General features: G+C 58.6%; 20 protein-coding genes and 1 tRNA gene. 8 read left to right on the top strand and 13 right to left on the bottom strand.

From position 1 onward, the window contains the following. Nucleotides 1-102 precede the first annotated feature (102 nt). Genes FF098_RS05250 through FF098_RS05240 form a run of 3 tightly spaced genes read left to right on the top strand, consistent with a single transcriptional unit; the run spans nucleotide 103 to nucleotide 3,138 of the window. Nucleotides 103-651 (top strand): heme NO-binding domain-containing protein, encoded by a 549-nt coding sequence (locus FF098_RS05250; protein ID WP_155138140.1) that lies wholly within the window; start codon nucleotides 103-105, stop codon nucleotides 649-651. Beyond that, the gene (locus FF098_RS05245; RefSeq protein ID WP_155138138.1) at nucleotides 648-2,018 is read left to right on the top strand and encodes a PAS domain-containing sensor histidine kinase; all 1,371 of its coding nucleotides are present in this window, start codon (nucleotides 648-650) and stop codon (nucleotides 2,016-2,018) included. The genes FF098_RS05250 and FF098_RS05245 overlap by 4 nt, the downstream gene beginning before the upstream one ends. After that, nucleotides 2,002-3,138, top strand: a complete 1,137-nt coding sequence (locus FF098_RS05240; RefSeq protein ID WP_155138136.1) for a sensor histidine kinase — start codon at nucleotides 2,002-2,004, stop codon at nucleotides 3,136-3,138. Before FF098_RS05245 ends, FF098_RS05240 begins: the two co-directional genes overlap by 17 nt. Before the next feature lie 874 nt (nucleotides 3,139-4,012). Here the strand turns inward: FF098_RS05240 and nusG are convergent. From nusG to FF098_RS05210, 6 genes are all read right to left on the bottom strand, one after another. Continuing rightward, complete coding sequence (gene nusG, locus FF098_RS05235; RefSeq protein ID WP_166426342.1) at nucleotides 4,013-4,546, bottom strand: transcription termination/antitermination protein NusG; 534 nt, start codon at nucleotides 4,544-4,546, stop codon at nucleotides 4,013-4,015. 21 nt (nucleotides 4,547-4,567) lie between these two features. Then, nucleotides 4,568-4,864 (bottom strand): preprotein translocase subunit SecE, encoded by a 297-nt coding sequence (gene secE, locus FF098_RS05230; RefSeq protein WP_155138135.1) that lies wholly within the window; start codon nucleotides 4,862-4,864, stop codon nucleotides 4,568-4,570. A gap of 143 nt (nucleotides 4,865-5,007) precedes the next feature. After that, nucleotides 5,008-6,783 carry a sodium:solute symporter family protein gene (locus FF098_RS05225; RefSeq protein ID WP_155138133.1) on the bottom strand — a complete coding sequence of 592 codons (1,776 nt, stop codon included), beginning with the start codon at nucleotides 6,781-6,783 and terminating at the stop codon, nucleotides 5,008-5,010. Nucleotides 6,784-6,787: 4 nt separating this feature from the next. After that, complete coding sequence (locus FF098_RS05220) at nucleotides 6,788-7,072, bottom strand: DUF4212 domain-containing protein (protein ID WP_155138130.1); 285 nt, start codon at nucleotides 7,070-7,072, stop codon at nucleotides 6,788-6,790. Nucleotides 7,073-7,191: 119 nt separating this feature from the next. Continuing rightward, a tRNA-Trp gene (locus FF098_RS05215) sits at nucleotides 7,192-7,267 on the bottom strand. Nucleotides 7,268-7,411: 144 nt separating this feature from the next. Further along, entirely contained in the window at nucleotides 7,412-8,530 is a 1,119-nt protein-coding gene (locus FF098_RS05210) for a peptidoglycan-binding domain-containing protein (RefSeq protein ID WP_166426341.1), read from the bottom strand. Between the two features lie 251 nt (nucleotides 8,531-8,781). On the opposite strand from FF098_RS05210, the gene FF098_RS05205 reads away from it, so the two are divergent. From FF098_RS05205 to FF098_RS05190, 4 genes are all read left to right on the top strand, one after another. Beyond that, entirely contained in the window at nucleotides 8,782-9,984 is a 1,203-nt protein-coding gene (locus FF098_RS05205) for a glycine C-acetyltransferase (protein WP_155138126.1), read from the top strand. A gap of 10 nt (nucleotides 9,985-9,994) precedes the next feature. Then, nucleotides 9,995-11,023 carry an L-threonine 3-dehydrogenase gene (gene tdh / locus FF098_RS05200; protein WP_155138125.1) on the top strand — a complete coding sequence of 343 codons (1,029 nt, stop codon included), beginning with the start codon at nucleotides 9,995-9,997 and terminating at the stop codon, nucleotides 11,021-11,023. Between the two features lie 119 nt (nucleotides 11,024-11,142). Further along, a complete protein-coding gene (locus FF098_RS05195; RefSeq protein WP_155138123.1) occupies nucleotides 11,143-11,775 on the top strand; it encodes a hypothetical protein in 633 nt (210 codons plus the stop codon). A gap of 17 nt (nucleotides 11,776-11,792) precedes the next feature. Beyond that, nucleotides 11,793-12,473 (top strand): hypothetical protein, encoded by a 681-nt coding sequence (locus tag FF098_RS05190; RefSeq protein WP_155138121.1) that lies wholly within the window; start codon nucleotides 11,793-11,795, stop codon nucleotides 12,471-12,473. Between the two features lie 53 nt (nucleotides 12,474-12,526). On the opposite strand, the gene FF098_RS17540 is transcribed toward FF098_RS05190, so the two are convergent. The 3 genes from FF098_RS17540 to FF098_RS05175 form a co-directional block, all read right to left on the bottom strand. Next, complete coding sequence (locus FF098_RS17540) at nucleotides 12,527-13,042, bottom strand: J domain-containing protein (RefSeq protein ID WP_205967394.1); 516 nt, start codon at nucleotides 13,040-13,042, stop codon at nucleotides 12,527-12,529. A gap of 74 nt (nucleotides 13,043-13,116) precedes the next feature. After that, nucleotides 13,117-14,052, bottom strand: coding sequence for a division plane positioning ATPase MipZ (locus tag FF098_RS05180; RefSeq protein ID WP_155138119.1), 936 nt, complete (start codon nucleotides 14,050-14,052; stop codon nucleotides 13,117-13,119). Nucleotides 14,053-14,167: 115 nt separating this feature from the next. Continuing rightward, nucleotides 14,168-15,250, bottom strand: coding sequence for an SPOR domain-containing protein (locus FF098_RS05175; RefSeq protein ID WP_155138117.1), 1,083 nt, complete (start codon nucleotides 15,248-15,250; stop codon nucleotides 14,168-14,170). Nucleotides 15,251-15,300: 50 nt separating this feature from the next. Between FF098_RS05175 and panC the strand changes: the two genes are divergently transcribed. Then, the gene (gene panC / locus FF098_RS05170) at nucleotides 15,301-16,194 is read left to right on the top strand and encodes a pantoate--beta-alanine ligase (RefSeq protein WP_155138115.1); all 894 of its coding nucleotides are present in this window, start codon (nucleotides 15,301-15,303) and stop codon (nucleotides 16,192-16,194) included. Nucleotides 16,195-16,201: 7 nt separating this feature from the next. On the opposite strand, the gene FF098_RS05165 is transcribed toward panC, so the two are convergent. The 4 genes from FF098_RS05165 to FF098_RS05150 form a co-directional block, all read right to left on the bottom strand. After that, nucleotides 16,202-16,765 (bottom strand): hypothetical protein, encoded by a 564-nt coding sequence (locus FF098_RS05165; protein WP_155138113.1) that lies wholly within the window; start codon nucleotides 16,763-16,765, stop codon nucleotides 16,202-16,204. A 107-nt stretch (nucleotides 16,766-16,872) separates the two neighbouring features. Further along, on the bottom strand, nucleotides 16,873-17,958 hold the full coding sequence (locus FF098_RS05160) for a serine hydrolase domain-containing protein (RefSeq protein ID WP_155138111.1): 1,086 nt from the start codon (nucleotides 17,956-17,958) through the stop codon (nucleotides 16,873-16,875). Between the two features lie 70 nt (nucleotides 17,959-18,028). Beyond that, nucleotides 18,029-18,445 (bottom strand): DUF1489 family protein, encoded by a 417-nt coding sequence (locus FF098_RS05155; RefSeq protein WP_205967393.1) that lies wholly within the window; start codon nucleotides 18,443-18,445, stop codon nucleotides 18,029-18,031. 22 nt (nucleotides 18,446-18,467) lie between these two features. After that, complete coding sequence (locus tag FF098_RS05150) at nucleotides 18,468-19,445, bottom strand: lysozyme (protein ID WP_155138108.1); 978 nt, start codon at nucleotides 19,443-19,445, stop codon at nucleotides 18,468-18,470. Nucleotides 19,446-19,706: the final 261 nt, after the last annotated feature.

Below are 19,706 nucleotides of genomic sequence, written 5' to 3'. Positions count from 1 at the left end.
CCCATCGAAACCCTACCTATGCTTAACAAGCGTTAAATAAAAAAATACACTTTTATTCAATTTTTCGGGGTCATTTTTAGCTCCATAAGCAAGGGGCGAACCATGAAGGGTGTTGTTTTTGTCGAGCTGTTCGAATTCATCGAGCAAAACTATGACACGTTCTTTCTGCAGGATGTGATCGAGGCCGCCGACCTGCCATCCGGCGGGGTCTACACGGCGGTCGGCACCTATCCGGGCTGCGAGATGGCGCGCCTCGCGGCGGCGTTTTCGCAGCGCACCGGCCTGTCGGTGCCGGAGATCATGAAGAAATTCGGCCAACACCTGTTCGGCCGGTTTGCAGTCAATTATCCGGGCTTTTTCGGCGAAAGCCAGGACGCCCTCGCCTTCCTCGCCTCGATCGAGGAGCAAATCCATCGCGAGGTCTACAAGCTATATCCCGACGCCGAGCTGCCGCGCTTCGACATCGGTGACCGCACCGAAGACGGCATGACGCTGATTTATCACTCGACCCGGCATCTCGGTGATCTGTGTGAGGGCCTGATCAGGGGCTGCCTCGACCATTTCGGCGGCCGGTTCACGTTGACGCGGGAGACCCTGAAGGTCGACCACGAATCGTCGGTCCGGTTCGATATACGAAAGGTCGCGGCATGAGTGACCTTGAAGACAGGATGAATGCGATCATCGCTCGAGAACGGGCTAGCCGGAAACAGGCAGAGGCGCTGCTGGAGTCGAAAAGCCTGGAGCTGTTCGAGAATAGCCGCAGGCTTCAAGCCTCGCAGGCGAAGCTGGAGTACTCGATATCGGTGCTTTCGGAATTTATGAACCACGCCCCTGACGGGGTCATCTTGTGCACTGATGATTTCAGGATTCATATCTGCAACAGGCACTCCTGCCAGTTGACCGGCCATGTGCATGATAGCCTGATCAACCAGTCGGTCGACAAGCTGGTGCATAATCTGAGCCTGATGTTGAACAGGACGAAGAGCGGGAATTTTACCTTTGACCGCCAGCTCTTGACACGCGCCGACGGGGAAACGCGGGTCGTGGACATCAAAGGATACAAGGGCCCGATCGGACGTGAATGCCACTACATCCTGATCATACAGGACATCACCGAGAAGCTGGAAGAAGAACGCCAGCACCAGAAGATGGCAAGCCAGATGGAGGAAGCCCGTCGCCTTGAAGCCATCGGCGCCCTGTCCAGCGGTATAGCCCACGAGATCAATACGCCGATACAGTTCATCGGCGACAATATCGATTATCTGGGCGAAGCCCTGCAGTTGATCAACCAATCCTATCAGCGCTATGAGAAACTGCGTGCCGCCGCCAGCGACATCGAACCGCTAAATGATCTCGTATCGGAAATTGACGCATTCAATTCGTCTGTGAACCTTGTGACGATGATCGGGGAAATCCGCGCTTCCCTTGACGATGCCCGCGCCGGTATCCGGCAAGTTCGCGACATTGTAAGGCTCATGAAGGAATTCGCTCACCCGGGCACGGGCGACAAGTCACCGGTCGACTTGAACGAAGTCGTGCGCAACGTTGTCACCATCAGTCGGAACCAGCAGAAAAACATTGCCACGATCAGCCTGCAGCTCGACGAGACCCTGCCTCCTGTCTTGTGCCGGCGAAGCCAGATCCAGCAGACCGTGTTGAACCTTGTGCTCAACGCGATCGACGCCGTGGCGGAGACACAGCAAGGAACGGGCGATGTCGCCATACGATCCTGTTACGACGAGGAACAGGCTCATCTGTTCATTTCCGACACCGGCAATGGCATCCCACCCGCTCTGCGCGAGCGCATATTTGATCCATTTTTCACGACGAAACCGGTCGGCAAGGGTACCGGTCAGGGGCTGGCGTTGGCGCAGGACTATATCGTCACTGGCCATCAGGGTCGCTTGAGCCTTGTAGAAATTGAGGGGTTCGCCACGACCTTCCGCATCAGCCTGCCACTGCACACCGCCGACATCACCCCATACCCTGAGGAGTTTGAGTATGAGTATGCCTCCTGAAAAAATCCTGCTTGTCGATGACGAACCTAGATTGCTCACCGCGCTAAAGCGCCGTCTTTCGTCCGAGTTCAGTGTCGAAACCGCCCTAAACGGCGAAGAGGCATTATCAATTCTTGAAAGGGACGGCCATATCGCCCTCATCGTTGCGGATATGCAGATGCCCGGCATGAACGGGATCGACTTGTTGAAGCAAACACGAGATCGTTGGCCGGATATCCGCCGTATCATGCTGACCGGCAATTCCGATCAGAACACTGCCATCGCCGCAATCAATGATGGCCACGTTATGCGTTTCCTGCGCAAGCCGACAGAATTCGTCGAATTGCGTCGTGCCATCGTCCATGCGCTGGAGGATTTTCGTTTTGCCAGGGATGGCAGCGAGATCGCGAATGACGAGAGTGTGGATGAAAAAGCGCGAAAGGCATTCATGTCCATCATTAGCCACGAACTACGCACACCCCTGACGCATATCATCGGCCTGTCCAGCATTTTGCAGGAACAGGCCGAGGCAGGCCAGAAGGATATCTCTACTGATTATCTGGGGCATATTCGCACCAGCGGTGAGGAGTTGCTCTCCCTCATAAACCGCGTTTTGTTCTATACACGGATTATCTCAAGCCCTACCCACGAAGCACCAGTCAGTGTTTCGGTCGCAGGCTGTCTGAAGGATGCAATACAACCCTGTCGCATGGAGATCGCGAAACGGAATATCACCCTGTCGATCGACGGTCAGAAAGACAACGTGGCATTCCTGGCTCGCCCGGACGAAATGGTCATGGCCTTGCGCGAAATCATCTCTAATGCCGTCAGATTCAATCGCGAAAACGGCCATATCTCGATCGGGATCCATCAAGACGCGACAAGCGTGTCACTGCGTATTGCCGATACAGGCTTGGGTATGTGCGAGAATACATTGGCGCGTGTGATGGAACCGTTTCGCCAAGGCGATGAGAAACTAAACCGTCAATTTGAAGGGATTGGCATGGGTCTATCATTAGCGCATGCGATCGCAATTCTGAATAGTGGTCAGTTGAACGTGCAAAGCATACCGGGCGAAGGCACGACAGTAATCCTCAAGCTGAATCGCGCCGATGCGCCAAGTCGAACGATAGCGGCATGAGGTTCAGCTGCTCTTCTTTACTTGGAAGCATCCCACCTCGACCGAATGGCGAGTCGGAAATCGATACGCAGGAGCCTGGAGGCCTGCCATTACTTGATAAAGTCCAACGGTTCCATGGCTCTTTGATAGCCGCATTCGGCGGCCCCGCCACCCTCCTTCTCGTCATGCGGGAGGCTGGCTCGGCAGACTTATCCCCGCGCCCTCGCCTGCCCCTATTCTACCGCCAAGCCGGGTGAGGACCCGGTGGTGGGGATGGGTCCCGCCGGTGACCTGCCGGCGGCCTGTCCTGTCAGGTTTCGGGAGGCCGACGTTCCGGTGGGGAACTGGCGAGGGTGTGCACAGCTTTGCATCGTCCTTTCGAACGGCGACCCGGGGTAGCCCCCGGGCGGGAGAGCTATGCAATCTGGCCCCGCATCGATCGCCGCCGTGCATGGCGAGAGCTATGCCAGTCATTTTTATTATTCAGAGGCGATGGCCGCCATGCACGGGCCCCCTCGATTGGTCAGACGCTCGCAGCCAGACGGCTGGCGGCGCTTTTGGCGCATGCCCTTCGTGGGCCGCTTCGCGGCCACCTCAGGGTGAGGAGGAAAGAGCCTCATCCTGAGGTGCTCCGAAGGAGCCACGAAGGACGAGGCGACATTGGTACAGGAAAAGTCTCGCCAAGTGCCTGTAAGGCACATTGTGCCTTACAGGCATTGCTGCCAATTGTCGTGCCGGTGTTTCGCTGTCAAGGCCGCGCCTTTGGCGCGTCGCGAAGCGGGTGCCGCCTTGACAGTGAAACACCGGTGCGGCACCGCCCAAAACAAGAACGCCGCAAGCGTCATGCTCGCGGCGTTCCTGAATTCTGCAGTGTGGCTCTTGGGGTAGCCCTGCCTCAGCTGCCCTTTTCGACCTGGGAGTATTCCAGCTCGACCGGGGTGGCGCGGCCGAAGATCGAGACGGCGACCTTCAGGCGGGCATTGTCCTCGTCGACTTCTTCCACAACGCCGGAGAAGGACGCGAACGGACCGTCGGTGACGCGGACATTCTCGCCGATCTCGAACAGGATCGTCGGACGCGGACGCTCGACACCCTCTTCCATGACGCCAAGGATGCGGTCGACTTCCTTCTGGCTGACGGGCAGCGGTTTCTTGCCGGTGCCGAGAAAGCCGGTGACCTTCGGCGTGTCGTTGACGAGGTGATAGGTGTCGTCATTGAGGATCATCTTGACCAGCACGTAGCCGGGGAAATAGCGGCGCTCGGTGTTGATCTTGCGGCCCCGGCGCACCTCGACCACTTCCTCGGTCGGCACCAGGACTTCCTCGATGTATTGCTCCAGGCCCTTCTCGGCGGCCGACATCTTGATCGAGTCAGCGACCTTCTTCTCGAAGTTCGAATAGGCGTGAACGATGTACCATTTATGTGCCACGGGCTTGATCCTGACTATTGGTTAGAGGCCGAGAATGAACTGGACGACGATGCGCAGCAGCTGGTCGACCAGGAGGAAGAACAGCGACATGATCACGACCATGATCAGCACCATGATCGTGGAGGCGAACGTCTCGTTGCGCGAGGTCCAGGTGACCTTCTTGCCTTCGCTGATCACCTGGTTCCAGAACTGGACCGGGCCGACGGATTTCTTCCTGGGCGCATTTTCCTGCGTTACCTTGATATCCGGATCGCGCTCGCGGCCCTTGTTGGCCTTGCCTGATGACGACTTGGTCGATTTGCCTGGTTTCTTGGCCATGTTTCCTGTCCAGCGTTGCGTCACTGAAAGATACGGTTTGATAGTGCCCTTACAAGGGTTTTGGCCGATCTTTCCTTTTGGGAGATGCGCTTCAATCGGTCATCTCGGATGATCTGTCAAGAATATTCCGCTTATACCTTTGGTCAGCCGGGCGGCATGGCGGCGTCGCCCTCCCCATGGCCGGTGCGGCTGCCCGGCACGCGGATATCCTCGACCAGGTCCTGGATTTCCTGCGACGGCGCCCGGGTCATGAGCGCGGTGACGATCCCCGCGATGAGCGCCACCCACATGAAGAGGAAGCCAATCCCCTCCGGCGAGATGCCGAACAGGTACTGGTCGGGCGTGCCGCCGCCGAACTTGAAGAAGTAGATATAACCGAAAGTGGTGATCAGGCCGGTCAGCATGGCGACGATGGCCCCTTCCTTGTTCATGCGCTTCCAGAAGATACCGAGGAAGATCACCGGGAACAGCGAAGCTGCCGCGAGCCCGAAGGCGAAGGCGACCACCTGGGCAACGAAGCCGAGCTTGTCGGCGAACAGCCCGACGAGGCCTGCGGCGAACACCGCCCCTGCCGCCGCGACGCGGGCGATCCTCAGTTCGGTCGTGTCGCTCATTCCCTTGAATAGGGTACGGCGGCAAAGGTCGTGACTGACGGCTGACGAGATGACCATCAACAGGCCCGCTGCCGTGGACAACGCGGCGGCCATGCCACCGGCAACGACGAGGCCGATAACCCAGCCGGGCAGCCGGGCAATCTCAGGATTGGCAAGCACGAAGATGTCATTATTGGCCGTCACCTCGTTCTCCAGCCCATCGGGCGCGTTCGGGCCGCGGATCTGCATCTGTCCGTCGCCATTCTTGTCCTCGAAGGAGACAAGCCCCGTAGGCTCCCAGTTCTTGAACCATGCCGGCACGGCCTTTCCGCCCTCTGCCTCGATCTCAGCGGAGCGGGTCTCGTAATCCTCGTCGCTCACATAGGTCGCTTCATTGACCGTATCGATGAAGTTGAGGCGGGCAAACGCACCAACCGCCGGAGCGGTGGTATAGAGGATCGCGATGAACAGGAGGGCCCAGCCGGCGGAGATGCGGGCCGCCTTGGCGCTCTTCACGGTGAAGAACCGCACGATCACATGCGGCAAACCGGCGGTACCGAACATCAGCGCGGCGGTGATGCAGAAAATGTCGATCATCGTCTTGTTGGTCGAGGTATATTCAGCAAAACCGAGATCGGTCAGTACACCGTTCAGTTTCGCCAGCATGGAGATATCCTCGCCCCGCACGTCTGAGATGAACCCGAGCTGCGGGAAGACATTGCCGGTGATCGTCAGCGAAATGAAGATCGCCGGTACGGTATAGGCGAAGATCATCACGCAGTACTGCGCGACCTGGGTATAGGTCACACCCTTCATACCGCCGAGCACGGCATAGAAAAAGACGACGACCATGCCGATGACGATGCCCCACTCGAATGGAATGCCGAGGAAGCCGGAGAAGGCAACGCCGACGCCTTTCATCTGCCCGGCAATATAGGTGAAGGAAACAAACAGTGCGCAGATCACGGCGACGATACGGGCGAAGGTCGAATAATACCGGTCGCCGACGAAATCAGGCACGGTGAACTTGCCGAACTCGCGCAGATATGGCGCCAGCAGCATGGCGAGCAGCACATAGCCGCCGGTCCAGCCCATCAGGTAGACAGATCCGCCATAGCCCAGAAAAGCGATGAGACCTGCCATCGACAGGAAGGAGGCCGCCGACATCCAGTCAGCCGCCGTCGCCATGCCGTTCAGCGTCGGGTGGACGTCGTGACCGGCGACATAGAAATCATTGGTGGACCCTGCCCGGGCCCAAATCGCGATACCGACATAAAGGGCAAAGGAAAGCCCGACGAAGAGATAGCTCCAGAATGCCTGATCCATGTCCCTACCCCTTGATGCCGTGCTTGCGGGCAATGCGGTTCATGCCGATGCAATAGATGAAGATCAGTACAACGAAGACATAGATCGCGCCCTGCTGGGCGAACCAGAAGCCCAGCGGTGCGCCGCCGATGGAGAACTGGTCCAGGAAGTCACGAAGCAGGATGCCTGCGCCAAAGGAAACGACGAACCAGACCGCCAGCAAGGACAGGGTGAGCGTCAAGGTCGCCCGCCAATAGGCGGAATGATCGGGGCGTGAGCCAGCGGCTACGGGCTTTTCCGTGTCAGACATATCGTTACCTCCCGGGCGCGCATGTTAGCGCTTGTCATTTTTTACAAGCGTAACCGCAACCGGCTGTAACACAAACGATTTTTCCGGAGATTTTCGCATGCCGGGCCGAAATGCCAAAATGGCAGGGGCAGCAGGATTCGAACCCGCGACCCTCGGTTTTGGAGACCGATGCTCTACCAGCTGAGCTATACCCCTATCGGTCCCGGCAAAGGGAGAGCTTCTGATACAGAAGCCACCCGTAATTCGCAATCCCGTTTTTCGCCTATTGCAGAAAACAAAAAAAAAACGGCCGGACGCTATGCCGGCCGCTTTTTCCCTCTGATGGCCTTCCGGCGTTTGTTACATCACGCCAAGGCTGCGCACAGTCGCCATAGTCAGCCCCCCTGTGCCCAAATTCTCGCGCCGTTGATAGGCTTCGATCGCCCTCATCGTACTCGGCCCGAGAACACCGTCAACGGTGACATCATACCCTTCGCGGCGAAGAGAGGTCTGGACGCGTCGAATTACGTCGGGTGTTGTATTTGTCTCACACAGCACTTCACGCCAGACGAGCCGTTCCTCACCAACCTTGCGCTGCTTGGTTACGGTCTTATAGGTCTCAGGGATCGGAATGCGGCGTTCGGATGCCGGGGCAACCTCACGACGAACACGGACCGTGTCATAGGTTGCCGGGATCGGCACCACACGAGTTGTGGCCGGTGTGTCGACAACACGTTTCGTCACCGTGCGGGTCACAGCCGGCACCTGGATCTGCTCGGTCCGGGCCGGTGATACCAGCACCTGCTTTTCGATCGTGTTGTACTCGGCCGGCACTTCGATCAGGCACATGATCTCGCCCGTCGGTGTACCGCGTACGTCCGTAACAGTACCGCCATGCATGGACTGGCCGATAATGCCCTGCCCCTGCACCCATTTGGTATAGCTCTCTTTTACCAGCACACGCTCGGTGCGGGTCTCGTAGCGGGCCGGAATGGTTTTCAGCTCGATGCGCGCCGGTTCGACAACCACCGTCTCGGTCACCATTCGATAGGTTGCCGGAACGACTTCGATACGCTCGCCGCCCTCGTTCACGACGACGCGTTCTTCCGCCCATTCATACTGGGCCGGGATGATCTCGACACGTTCTGATGCTTCGGAAGCAAGCAGACGGTCAGTGTAGGACTCATACTGCGCCGGGATCAGGATGCGGGCATAACACTCGCCCGGCTTTGCCGGCGGCAGGTCGGCATAAGCGCCAGTGCTGTCGGCCGATGACATGCTCGTCTGCGTTTCCAGCGATGATTGAAGGCTGGCGTTCTGCTGGCGAAGCGCAGAGTTCTGGCGCTCAAGCTCGCTCATCCGCTCGGAATCTACAGAAGGCGCAGCGATACTCGGTGCCGGTTCCATCGTGCTCTCGCACCCGGCCAGCATTGCCGCAACGGCCAAAGGCGCAATGGCATATTTGAATTTCTTCATCATGATACTAAACCCCACAACACTCTCCCCCGGGTCACTATGACCGGGCTGGCGGGTGGCCATGATCCCACCCGTTTAATCGAGGTTAATTTGAATTAACTATTTCACACAGTCAAACAAAATAGCGCGTTACTGCCATAAAGACCTGATTTCTCACAACTTTATGGCGTTCTTCTCAATTGCCCCTCCCTTGAGTGGGGCAAATATTGTTCGTCCCGGTCATTACATCTACATTCCCGCCAAAGGAGACCAGAATGTCCGACAGCTTTCTTTCCCGGATCAGCCAGACCCTGCAGGAAATCGAGGAGCAAGGCCTGTACAAGGTCGAGCGTGAGATTACCTCCCCCCAGTCTGCCGAGATAACGGTCAAGAAGGACGGACAGGAAAAGCGCGTCCTGAATTTCTGCGCCAATAATTATCTGGGCCTGGCCGACCACCCTGCCCTGATCCGCGCCGCCCATGATGCCGCCGAGAAATACGGATATGGCATGGCCTCCGTCCGTTTCATCTGCGGCACCCAGGATATCCACCGCGAGCTGGAGCACACCATTGCCGACTTCCTCGGCTATGATGACTCGATCCTGTTCGCTGCCTGCTTCGATGCCAATGGCGGCGTCTTCGAGCCCTTGCTGACCGCCGAGGATGCGATCATCTCGGATGAGTTGAACCATGCTTCGATCATCGACGGTGTGCGCCTGTGCAAGGCCAAACGCTATCGCTTCAAGAACAATGACGCGGATGACCTCGAAGCACAGCTGAAACAGGCCGATGCCGATGGCGCGCGGACCAAGCTGGTCGTGACTGACGGCGTTTTCTCGATGGATGGCTATATCGCCCATCTCGACCGGCTCTGCGAAGTCGCCAAGAAATACGACGCCCTCGTCATGGTCGATGACTGCCATGCGACCGGCTTTATGGGCGATGGCGGCCGCGGCACGCCGGAGCATCACGGCGTGATGGACAAGGTCGATATCCTGACCGGCACACTGGGCAAGGCGCTGGGCGGGGCCATGGGGGGCTATATCTGCGCGGCCCAGCCGGTAATTGACCTGCTGCGCCAGCGCGCCCGCCCCTATCTCTTCTCCAACGCCCTGACGCCCTCCCTCGTCGGGGCGTCGATCAAGGCCATAGAACTGGTGCGCGAGGGCGATGACCTGCGCAAGCAGCTGTTCGAAAACGCAAAACACTTCCGTACCGGAATGACCGATGCCGGGTTCGAGCTGTTGCCAGGCGAACACCCGATCATCCCTGTCATGCTGCATGACGCCGCCCTGTCGCAGAAGATGGCAAACCGCCTGTTCGAACTCGGCGTCTATGTCACCGGCTTTTTCTATCCGGTCGTTCCCAAGGACAAGGCGCGCATCCGTACACAGATGTCTGCCGCGCATACGCCTGAGCAGATCGACCGCACCATCGACGCATTCACCACCGCCGGCAAGGAACTCGGCGTCATCTGAGGATCAATCCATGAAGTCTCTCGTCAAGTCGAAGCCAGTGCAAGGCATCTGGCTGGAAGAGGTCAAGGCACCGTCGGTCGGGCACAATGATGTTCTGATCAAGGTCAGGAAGGCTGCGATCTGCGGCACCGACATACACATCTATAACTGGGATGAATGGGCGCAGAACACGATCCCCGTGCCGATGACTGTTGGCCACGAATTCATGGGTGAAATTGTCGAGCTGGGTTCTGAAGTGAAGGGCCTGTCTATCGGCGACCGCGTCTCGGCCGAGGGCCACATCACCTGCGGCCATTGCCGCAACTGCCGCGCCGGCAAGCGACACCTGTGCCGCAACACGGTCGGCATCGGGGTCTCCCGGGCGGGGGCCTTCGCTGATTACATCGCCGTTCCCGCCATCAATATCTACAAGCTGCCGGACGCCGTGACTGATGATCTCGGCGCGATCCTCGATCCGTTCGGCAATGCCGTGCACACCGCCCTCACCTATGATCTCGTCGGCGAAGATGTGCTGATCACCGGCGCCGGGCCGATCGGTGCCATGGCCGCTGCCGTCGCCGCCCATGTCGGTGCACGGAACATCGTCATCACCGATGTGAACGACTACCGCCTCGACTTGGCAAAGACCATGGGCGCGACCCGCACGGTCAATGTCGCCAAGGAAAACCTGCGCGACGTGATGTCGGAACTGGGCATGACCGAGGGCTTCGACGTTGGCCTTGAGATGTCAGGCGTGCCGTCAGCCTTTCAGTCTATGCTGGACACGATGAACCATGGCGGCCATGTCGCACTGCTCGGCATACTGCCGAAAGGCGCAGGCATCGACTGGGACAAGGTCATCTTCAAGGGCCTGCAGGTGCAGGGCATCTATGGCCGGCGCATGTTCGAGACCTGGTACAAGATGGGTGCCCTGCTCCAGAGCGGGCTGAACCTGAAGCCGATCATCACCCATCATGTGAAGGCGGATGATTTCCAGAAAGGCTTCGACGTGATGCGCTCCGGCCAGTCCGGCAAGGTCGTCATCGACTGGGCCGCCTGACGATATCAGGCAGGTATTCTGGCTCCTGACGAGGCTGCTTGGTCGCGTCATCGATTTAACTTGTCCGCCACCTCAACTCATGGTTACGTCCTCCCGGGCACGAATGAGGGACAGGGTAAGTGAATACTCGCGTTGGATTATTTCTGGCTGTTTTCGTGACAGCCTTTTTCGCGACTGCGTCAGCACAGGAAAAAGACGATCTGGGTGGCGTCGATATCAAGGCTCTCCATGTCGAAATGGAAGACGCCGTAGGCAACTACACAGTTATCAATGAACGCATGGACGAAACTGCGACGGCGGCCGTCCTCTTCGGCGTTGCCGGCGCTGTCGTCAATTCTGCACAGAACAATGCGCAGGACAACGAGACGGCAGATATCTGGCGGGGAACAGCGGAAGGCCTAGAAATAGGTGCGCTTATCGAGGCAGCACTCCTGGCCAAGCTAACGTCGAGCAACAGCGTTTCGCTTACTGACGATGCAAACGCCGCCAGCCACAAGCTTGTCATAGATCTGCAGGACTGGGGTCTGACGAGACGGTCGAAAGACTCCGAGGAATTGCGAGCCTTCATCAATGTCAACGTCAAGGTACTGGATGAGAAGGACCGCACCATCTGGCGGGATTATCCAAACCGGGTCGGCAAGTTCAGCTCCACCAACACACTCGACTTCACCGATGAGGTGTTTGCCAGCGAGCTTGAAGAGCTTGCCCGCAAGACCGGTGAATCCATCGCATACGGAATCATCTACCGTTAACAAGGAGATCACGGGGAATGAGACTTTTACTGATACTGGCCATGGCGCTGGGCATGTCCGCCTGCGCATTCGGGGATGAGGAACTTACCCTCGCCTATACCAGCGATGTTGCCAAGCCTGGCGTCATTTCCGAGGCACCGTCGACAGACATCATGATCGCAGATGTCACCGATGCGCGGCCGGACCGCAAACCCGTCGGCAAGCCGGAAACGGCAGACCCGAAACGGTCTTACCTGATCGGCTACAAGCGTAATGGCTATGGCCAGAACACCGGCAATATCGTCAACGACAAACCGGTCGAGGATCTGGTGCAGACAACACTGGAAACCATGCTCGCTGCGAACGGTCACTCCGTGGTTAGCGACAATGCTCCGTTCACGCTGCAAACCACGGTCAACGACCTGTGGTTCGACTACAAGACAGGCCTCGTCACGGTAGAATTCTTCGGCACTGTCGAAGCTGATGTTTCCCTGGTCGACAATACTACTGGCGAAGTCGTGTTCAGCGACTCCTTCACCGGCTACAACTCAGCCAAGACAGGCGGCGGCCTTAGCGGTACGTGGACGACTATCATGAATGCCGCCCTGGAAGATCTGGCGCGCCAGATCAGCTTCTCGACCGACCTGAAAGATGCGCTGGAAAGCGCCGACATGCCGGCCATGAGCCAGCTTCAGATGAGCATCACGACAGGCTCGTAGACCTGCATTCGAACAAGTAACTAGCAAAAGGCCGCGCATTGAACGCGGCCTTTTCATTTACCCGGGCTGCCCTTCAACTGGTGCCTCAGCACATCCCGAGCCTCGTTCAGCTTTGCAGCGAGATAGTCTGTACCGCCACGGTCCGGATGCAGCTGCCCGATGAGGCGCTTGTAAGCGTTATCCACTTCCTCGAGACTTGCCCCCTCTTTCAGGCCAAGTACCGAATAGGCTTCCGAGATTTCCATTGCCCCGCTGCGTGGCCGCCATTCAGCCCGGCTATTGCTGCTTTTTCCGGGCCTGGCGTCTTCGCGCAAGTCTTCATTATCCAGCAGCGCCTCGCGGATTCGCTCCATCACCATCACGCCGATGGCTATAACCCCCAAGATCAGCGCGAACGGTATGATTTTCAGGTAGAGCGCGATAGCGATCAGCGAGAAAAAGAAAACGCCCTGATAGAGGCGCTTCGTCTTGCGCGGCCGCGGCAGCTTTAAACCAAAACGGTCAGTGTACCGCGGTGGCAGCAGGAAAACGCCGGATATTGCGGCAATGATGATCAGAATGGCCAGCACGGGATGCCCTCGATTTAGTGACCCACATCATCGGGCCAGTGCAGGTCGCCTGTAAAGCCCGTTAAACCCGGCCCTCAGGCGACCTTCTTCAGGCCGCGCTTGTCTGGCAGGTTGAGCGAGGCCAGGAAGGTCCTGATCTCGAACCGCGCAGTGACATGGCTCATGGATGTCATGGATTTCGGCACGCCCTCAGCTCCAAGATCGAGCAGCGTCAGCCCCATCGGGAACAGCTCGCGATAGATCACCCGCTCACCGAAGCCTTTCGACAGGCGAAACCCGATCCGCTTGGACAGCTGGTCCAGCATCTTGCCGACGCGCTTCTTGTTGTTCGCGTTGACTGCGCCCATGCGGTTGCGCATCACGACCCAGTCTATGCCCCCCATGATCCCTGCGCGAGCACGGGTCTGGCGTGCTTCCCAGACCATCTCGGCATAGAGGCTCGGCCCCTCGATCTCGCCGGTCTGGCTGTCGATGCGCGCGAGCAGGTCGAAATCGACGAAGCTGTCATTCATCGGCGTGACGATCGTGTCCGCATGGGCATGTGCCAGACGGGAAAGATGCGTATCGGCACCGGGGCAGTCGATGACAAGGAAATCGCAACGGGCAAACTTCATCAGGATATCCTGGAAACCCTTTGTCTCAGCTGCATAAGCCTGCTCACGGCTGTCGAGCTTGCTGAAGGGCGGCGGCAATATCAGGGGTACAGGCAGCGCGGCCTGATCGACCTCGTTCTGGATCGCCCATTTGACCCGGTTCTCCAGATAGCGCGACAGGCTCTTTTGCCGGATGTCGAGGTCCAATGCGCCAACCTCGTAGCCCGCTTTCATCAGCGACACGATAAGATGCATTGCGGCGGTCGTCTTGCCGGAGCCGCCCTTCTCGTTACCGATGACGATCACATGGGTCTCGGCCTGCTGATCGGACCCGGTGTGATCACCTTCGCGCACAGCCTCGGCTGCATCGACAGTATCAGGCTTGTAGTCCGGAACGGATCTGAACGGGTTCGACATATAGAGTACCGATCTGGGTAAAACGCAACGGGAATGCAACCGACAGGTGCATGACGCAGAGCTTACGTTGATTCATGTGACAGGAAGTGATTTTCGCGAAGATGCGGAACCTGCGTCAGAGCGGCTCGCCATCGAACGCCATGACGGCGCAGTAGTCGCCACCGGCCTTGATCCGCTCACACAGGGATATCGCCTCTTCACGGGTGGCAAGCGGCCCTGCCTTGAGGCGGTAGTGAAGGCCCAGCCCGGGGATATCTTCTGCAGCGATGCGCGGCTCGAGTATGCCAAGTTCATCCGTATGCCGCCCGAGCAGGATATCCCAACCGGAATAGGCATTGTCGATGACCCGGTAAGACGCAAGGTGCAGACCATATCGTCCGCCCGGCGCGGGCATCACGGCTTGCGGGCTCACTGATTGAGGTACCGGTGGGGCGCTCCTTGGCGGCAGGGTATCTTCCTGCGTCTCGCCATAGACGGGCAATCCGTCGCTGCCACGTTGTGGCACAGCGCTCCGCCCGCCATAGGCCGGTGTAGAGACTGGTGCTTCCGGTATCTCATCACTGGCATAAGCCGGTTGGGAAGCAGTCGCCCGTTGTGGCGCCTGTTGCACCGGTGGTGGCGCCAGACCAGCCGGATCCGTGTAAGTTGTACCGGCATAGTGCTGGCTGCCATATCCCTGCACCTGTTGCTGCCCTTGAGATTGCCCCTGTTGCTGCCTTGGCCGTGAGGGCATTGCCGCCCCGTCTGTCACTACGAGCCCGTCGCGCTGAGCCCGGGCCAGATCACCGCCACTGGCGCTGCCCTCCTGCACGCTCTCCCAGTAATCGGGATACTGGCTGTCATAGCGCGGCGTCGACGTGTATGGCGCGGCGGGCACGCCCTGAGAGGAGCTGCCCTGAGATGAACTGCCCTGTGCCGTTGCCGTCCCTTGCGGCATTGTGCCTTGCGCAGGAGCAGTCCCTCGCGGCGGCGTACCCGCGTACTGGCCTTGCGTCGTGTACAGTTCAGTCGAGCGCGCCGTGCCCTGCATTGATGGTGAAGTGGCGGATATACTGACGGGGTCGGTCGGCGCCGCTGGCAGGTCATCGCTGAAGGATTCACAGCCTGTCAAAGCCAGCCCTGAGGCTATCAGGGCGGCCATCCCTGCCCCGCGCATGGCGCGTCGGCTGATAGGAGTTGGGTAGCGGTTCATCTTCATCTATATCACCCGTCAGGCGCAGAGGTTCAGCAGGTTTCCGGAACACGACAATGGCAGAGCAAGTAGAGAACGATTCTATCCCCGACAGCACACAAACGGTGGCTGGCCTGCGCGATCGCATCGCGCAGTACCGCCGTGCTGGCGAGTCTATCGCCTTCGTGCCCACCATGGGCGCCCTGCATGAAGGGCATCTTTCCCTTGTTCGGCTGGGCAAGCAACGGGCCGATCGCTGTGTCGCCTCCATCTTCGTCAACCCGAAGCAGTTTGCCGCCCATGAGGATCTGGGAACCTATCCGCGCCGCGAGACCGAAGACATGAAGATGCTTGCCGGCGCAGGGTGCGATTTCGTTTTCCTGCCCCAGCCTGAAGAAATGTATCCGGAGGGTTTTGCGACTTCCGTCAAGGTAGAGGGATTGTCGGAGCCGCTGGACGGCCAGTCACGCCCGCATTTCTTCGGTGGCGTTGCAACGGTGGTCGCCAAGCTGCTCAACCAGGTACGGGCTGACGTCGCCATTTTTGGCGAGAAGGACTACCAGCAGCTTCTCGTCATCCGACGCCTCAACGAAGATCTTGATATAGGAAGCGAGATTATCGGCGGGCCGATCGTGCGCGAGGAAGACGGCCTCGCCATGTCATCGCGCAATGCCTATCTTTCTTCCGTAGAAAGACGGATAGCCGGTCAGCTGAACAAGGTTCTGCGCCAGACAGCCCTCAAGCTCACCCAGGGCGGCGACGTTCTCGGCTCGATCGAGGATGGCCATGCCCTGCTCAAGCATGCCGGCTTCGGCGCTATCGATTATTTCGAGGCCCGCTCGGGCAAGGACCTGTCCCCGCTCGGCCCCGGGAAGCTGACAGAGGAGGAACTGGCGCACGCCCGGGTCTTCATCGCCGCGATGCTGGGCCGCACTCGGCTGATCGACAACATGAAAGTCACGGAAGCCTGAGAACTACTCAGGCTGTTTGTGCTGCCTCCTGCTCCAGCCGACTTACGATAGCATCCTTCAGCTGGCCGGCCCGCTCGCTTGTCGAGAGAACTTTCTGCTGTCCTGTCACCGGGTCATCCCAGATTTTCTCACTGATTTTCTTGAGCGCGAGCAGGCCCTCGATGTCATCACCAGGCGTCAGCATCAAAGCCAGATGTCCGGCAATGAGCCACTCCTGCTTGTGTTCGTCGGTGGAGATTTCTTTCGCAGCAGCCGACATGACACTGATATAGCTGTCGAAACGGTCGGCATCATTGGCGACACCCTTCATTGCTTCTGCGCCCAATTGCGGTTCGTACCGATCGCCGAAAAGCTCCTTGCCAACAACCTCCATTATGCCCGGCGCGAGGGAAACCGCCTCACCGCCCTGTAGAACGAGCATGCGATGAGCTACAGTCAGCCCGATCTCCACATGTGGCCCGCGCCCGTCAGCCAGCTGTCTTTCGACATGCTTCTTTCCGCCCGATGACAACAGTACAGCAGCGATGATGGCCGCGATGACAATTCCTGCGATGATGGCGATAAGTAACACTCGACGCTCCCGTTTCATGCCTGCTGAGATGCGGCACACTTTCCCTTTATCCGGCTATCAGGGGATCATCTGGCCGATTTGACAAGCAGTTTTTGTCGCTGGCTGGCTCAGTCCACATCGCCCGGCGCGCCATAGCCGAGCCAGTCGATTACCGGCGACAGGTCGCCAACCACCGGCCCCGCCAGAGGACCGATCAATTTCAGTCCGCCTTGGGCATTGGCAAAATAGACAACCCCATCGCAGCTGTCGCCACGAAACGCGACGAAGGCCTTGAACACATCATTGTCACCCCAATGGAAATAGATGGGCTTGCCACCATCTGGCACGACACCCCATCCCAATGCCCAGTAGACGGATGACTTTTCCTCGACAGGCCCTTGTGGCTTCAGCATCGCCCTGTGTGCCTCAGGACCAAGCCCCTCGCCCCGGCAGACGCGGGACACGAAGCGGGCGTAGTCGGCAGCAGATGTCAGCGCTGAATAGGCCCCACCCGGTGCAGAAGCGACATCGAGTGTCCTGCTGCGAAAACCTTTCTGGCCTTTCCCATCGTGGCCATAGGCTGGCACGGCACCATCAGGCACATGATCCAGCGCCGTGCCGTACATATCTCCGGCCAGCACGCAGTCAAAGAAGCCACCGAACGTCTCCCCGGTCTCCGCCGCCATATAGGCCTGCAGCAGCATGTAGGCCTCGCCGGAATAGCCGAAGGCCTCGCCCGGGGGCCATTTGAACGGGATAGCCTCCCATGTTTCCGGATCGCGCGGATCGCCCGCCCAATTCGGCATGCCCGTGCGATGGGAGAGGATGAGGCGCGGCGTCAGCATCGGATAATACTCCGTGTCCGTCACGCGCGGCGACTGCCATGTCTCGGCTAGCGGTCGATCGAGGTTTATCCGCCCCTCATCATTAAGACTGACCGCCATATATGCGAGCATCGGCTTGGTCAGGGACGCCGCCTCGAAGACCGTGTTGTCTGTCACTGGCTCGCCGAGGTCTATGTCGCTGACACCGTAGTAACGGACATCCACCACTTCCCCGCCTGTCAGCCACGCGATGGCGAGACCCGGAACATGAGCCTGCCGCATAAATTCTTCGACTTCCGCATCATCCGGTAGCTCAACGGCACTCGCCTGAGCGGCAATGAGAAGGGAGAAAAAAGTGGTGAGGATTGGGAGGATTCTGGCGAAAAGCATGGAAGGCTTTACTTCTGCTATCTTGATAGAAGAGATAGCCTACCGCTCCCTGCCGGCCGCGCAAGGTAAATCAGATCAGTCCCAGCTCAGCCAGGTCACGGGCCAGTTCCGGCTCCATGTTCTGTTCGCTGGCAGAGAGGTCACGCGGCGCCTCTTCGGGCTTCAGGTAACGCCATCCCTGAAACGGCCGGTGCGGGCGTGGGTCAACCTGGATCAGGTCCGGCTTGAGCAGGATACGGCAATAGCGGATGCCCTCCCCGGAGAAGCACTCCTCGAACCCGGCAATCGGCTGGCGCACGCACATCATGCCCTTTATGATCCAGAAGAGAGACCCGCCATCGAGCAACTCGTCCTCGCGTTTCGGCCACATGCGTGTTTCATGGGCATGGGTGTGCGACAGGCCGGCCTTTTTACGATGGGCGACGCGCTTGTCGATATAACGGGAAAGGTCGTCGATGCTTTCCGCACCAACGCAGAGTTTTCTCAAATGGATGGTCAATGTTTCCTGGTCAGCTTTGCAGGTTTACCCGGGCGACTTCCTTGGCCCGACGCTTTTTAAGGTCGTGGCGTGCGGCCCGTTTTACAAGCACATAAAGGATGAAGTAGCACATTGCCGCACCTATGGCCGCGAGCCATGCCGGCATGTTGTCGAGCAGCAGCGCCAATCGATCCGGGCTCAACCCCAACGCATCGGCAACGGAAGGCCAGCGCAGGCCCAGCATCAGCGCTGCGCCGAGAATGGTCAGCGTGAAAGCGAGAATGCCCGCCAGGGCGGCACCGATGGTAACACCGATATCCTCACGCTCTTCCGCCTTGGTGATGATCATCTTCGACGGGTCACCGGACAGGCTCTGCGAGGCAGCGAACAATGCGCGCATGCGCGAGGCCTGTTCCTCCTCCGACAATTCCTGGGACTTGCGGTCGCGGAATTCGTCAAAGTCGACGAGCGGCGTCGCCTTCAGCTCCTCATCGGATAGAAGCGCGCCATCGCATTCAGCTGCGGGCGCCACATCGGAGGTCGGCACGACCAGCGAGGCGTCAGTCGGCATCAGGAACAGCGACTTCTCGGCTGCCCGGCGGCGAACAAGCCCATCAAGCGTAACCAGCTCGCCGTTTACCTTGGCCTTTGTCCATTTTTCGAAAGCTTCCGCGGCGCCCAGCTTGTCGCCGGCATTCAGCTTGCGCAATACCGTGGAGCGTTTGAAATTCTCTTCGCCGATATTGAAAATCAGCGAGACCAGTGCGTCATGCTCGTTCTGGTTCAACGGCGCGCGCACGGTATTGCTGATGACCTGCTCGAGCGGCTTTACGTCATCCTTTAACAGGCGGATCGCGTCGCCCTCGGTCACGCTCATGCCGTGGCGCGCTGTCGAGCGGTGACCATAGCCGACAGACCATTCTTGGCTTGGCGTATACTGGGCAGACATACGCAGGCCCTCATAGGCCTTGATGAGATTCAGACCAGTCTCCCCGGTATTATTGGCCATACCAACCCCGTCCTTCGCACATCCACGACAATGAGCAAACTATAACCCCCGTTAACGTTGGTTACCAAGTTGTTTTTATGAGACGGGTCCGAGGAAATTCTGGTTACCGGTCTCGAACTTGCAGAACCGGTAGCGGGCACACACCGGACCGCTCTGGCTGTCCCGGGCTTGAAGTCGACAATATCAACTCATTGTTTCCAATGCAAAAATCGAGAATTTTCCATCTTTTACGGTCGTTTTTGGACAACTGGCATCAGATTT

The organism is Aquisalinus luteolus (genome assembly GCF_009712425.2).
GTDB classification, from domain to species: Bacteria; Pseudomonadota; Alphaproteobacteria; order Caulobacterales; family Parvularculaceae; genus Aquisalinus; species Aquisalinus luteolus.
This window is presented reverse-complemented; position numbering and strand designations above follow the sequence as displayed.

Excerpts from the sequence above, each read along its gene's own strand:
- FF098_RS05250 (WP_155138140.1), top strand. The coding sequence starts at position 103 with ATGAAGGGTGTTGTTTTTGTCGAGCTGTTCGAATTCATCGAGCAAAAC.
- FF098_RS05245 (WP_155138138.1), top strand. The coding sequence starts at position 648 with ATGAGTGACCTTGAAGACAGGATGAATGCGATCATCGCTCGAGAACGG.
- FF098_RS05240 (WP_155138136.1), top strand. The coding sequence starts at position 2,002 with ATGAGTATGCCTCCTGAAAAAATCCTGCTTGTCGATGACGAACCTAGA.
- secE (WP_155138135.1), bottom strand. The coding sequence starts at position 4,864 with ATGGCCAAGAAACCAGGCAAATCGACCAAGTCGTCATCAGGCAAGGCC.
- FF098_RS05225 (WP_155138133.1), bottom strand. The coding sequence starts at position 6,783 with ATGGATCAGGCATTCTGGAGCTATCTCTTCGTCGGGCTTTCCTTTGCC.
- FF098_RS05220 (WP_155138130.1), bottom strand. The coding sequence starts at position 7,072 with ATGTCTGACACGGAAAAGCCCGTAGCCGCTGGCTCACGCCCCGATCAT.
- FF098_RS05210 (WP_166426341.1), bottom strand. The coding sequence starts at position 8,530 with ATGATGAAGAAATTCAAATATGCCATTGCGCCTTTGGCCGTTGCGGCA.
- FF098_RS05205 (WP_155138126.1), top strand. The coding sequence starts at position 8,782 with ATGTCCGACAGCTTTCTTTCCCGGATCAGCCAGACCCTGCAGGAAATC.
- tdh (WP_155138125.1), top strand. The coding sequence starts at position 9,995 with ATGAAGTCTCTCGTCAAGTCGAAGCCAGTGCAAGGCATCTGGCTGGAA.
- FF098_RS05190 (WP_155138121.1), top strand. The coding sequence starts at position 11,793 with ATGAGACTTTTACTGATACTGGCCATGGCGCTGGGCATGTCCGCCTGC.
- FF098_RS05180 (WP_155138119.1), bottom strand. The coding sequence starts at position 14,052 with ATGTCGAACCCGTTCAGATCCGTTCCGGACTACAAGCCTGATACTGTC.
- FF098_RS05175 (WP_155138117.1), bottom strand. The coding sequence starts at position 15,250 with ATGAAGATGAACCGCTACCCAACTCCTATCAGCCGACGCGCCATGCGC.
- panC (WP_155138115.1), top strand. The coding sequence starts at position 15,301 with ATGGCAGAGCAAGTAGAGAACGATTCTATCCCCGACAGCACACAAACG.
- FF098_RS05160 (WP_155138111.1), bottom strand. The coding sequence starts at position 17,958 with ATGCTTTTCGCCAGAATCCTCCCAATCCTCACCACTTTTTTCTCCCTT.
- FF098_RS05150 (WP_155138108.1), bottom strand. The coding sequence starts at position 19,445 with ATGGCCAATAATACCGGGGAGACTGGTCTGAATCTCATCAAGGCCTAT.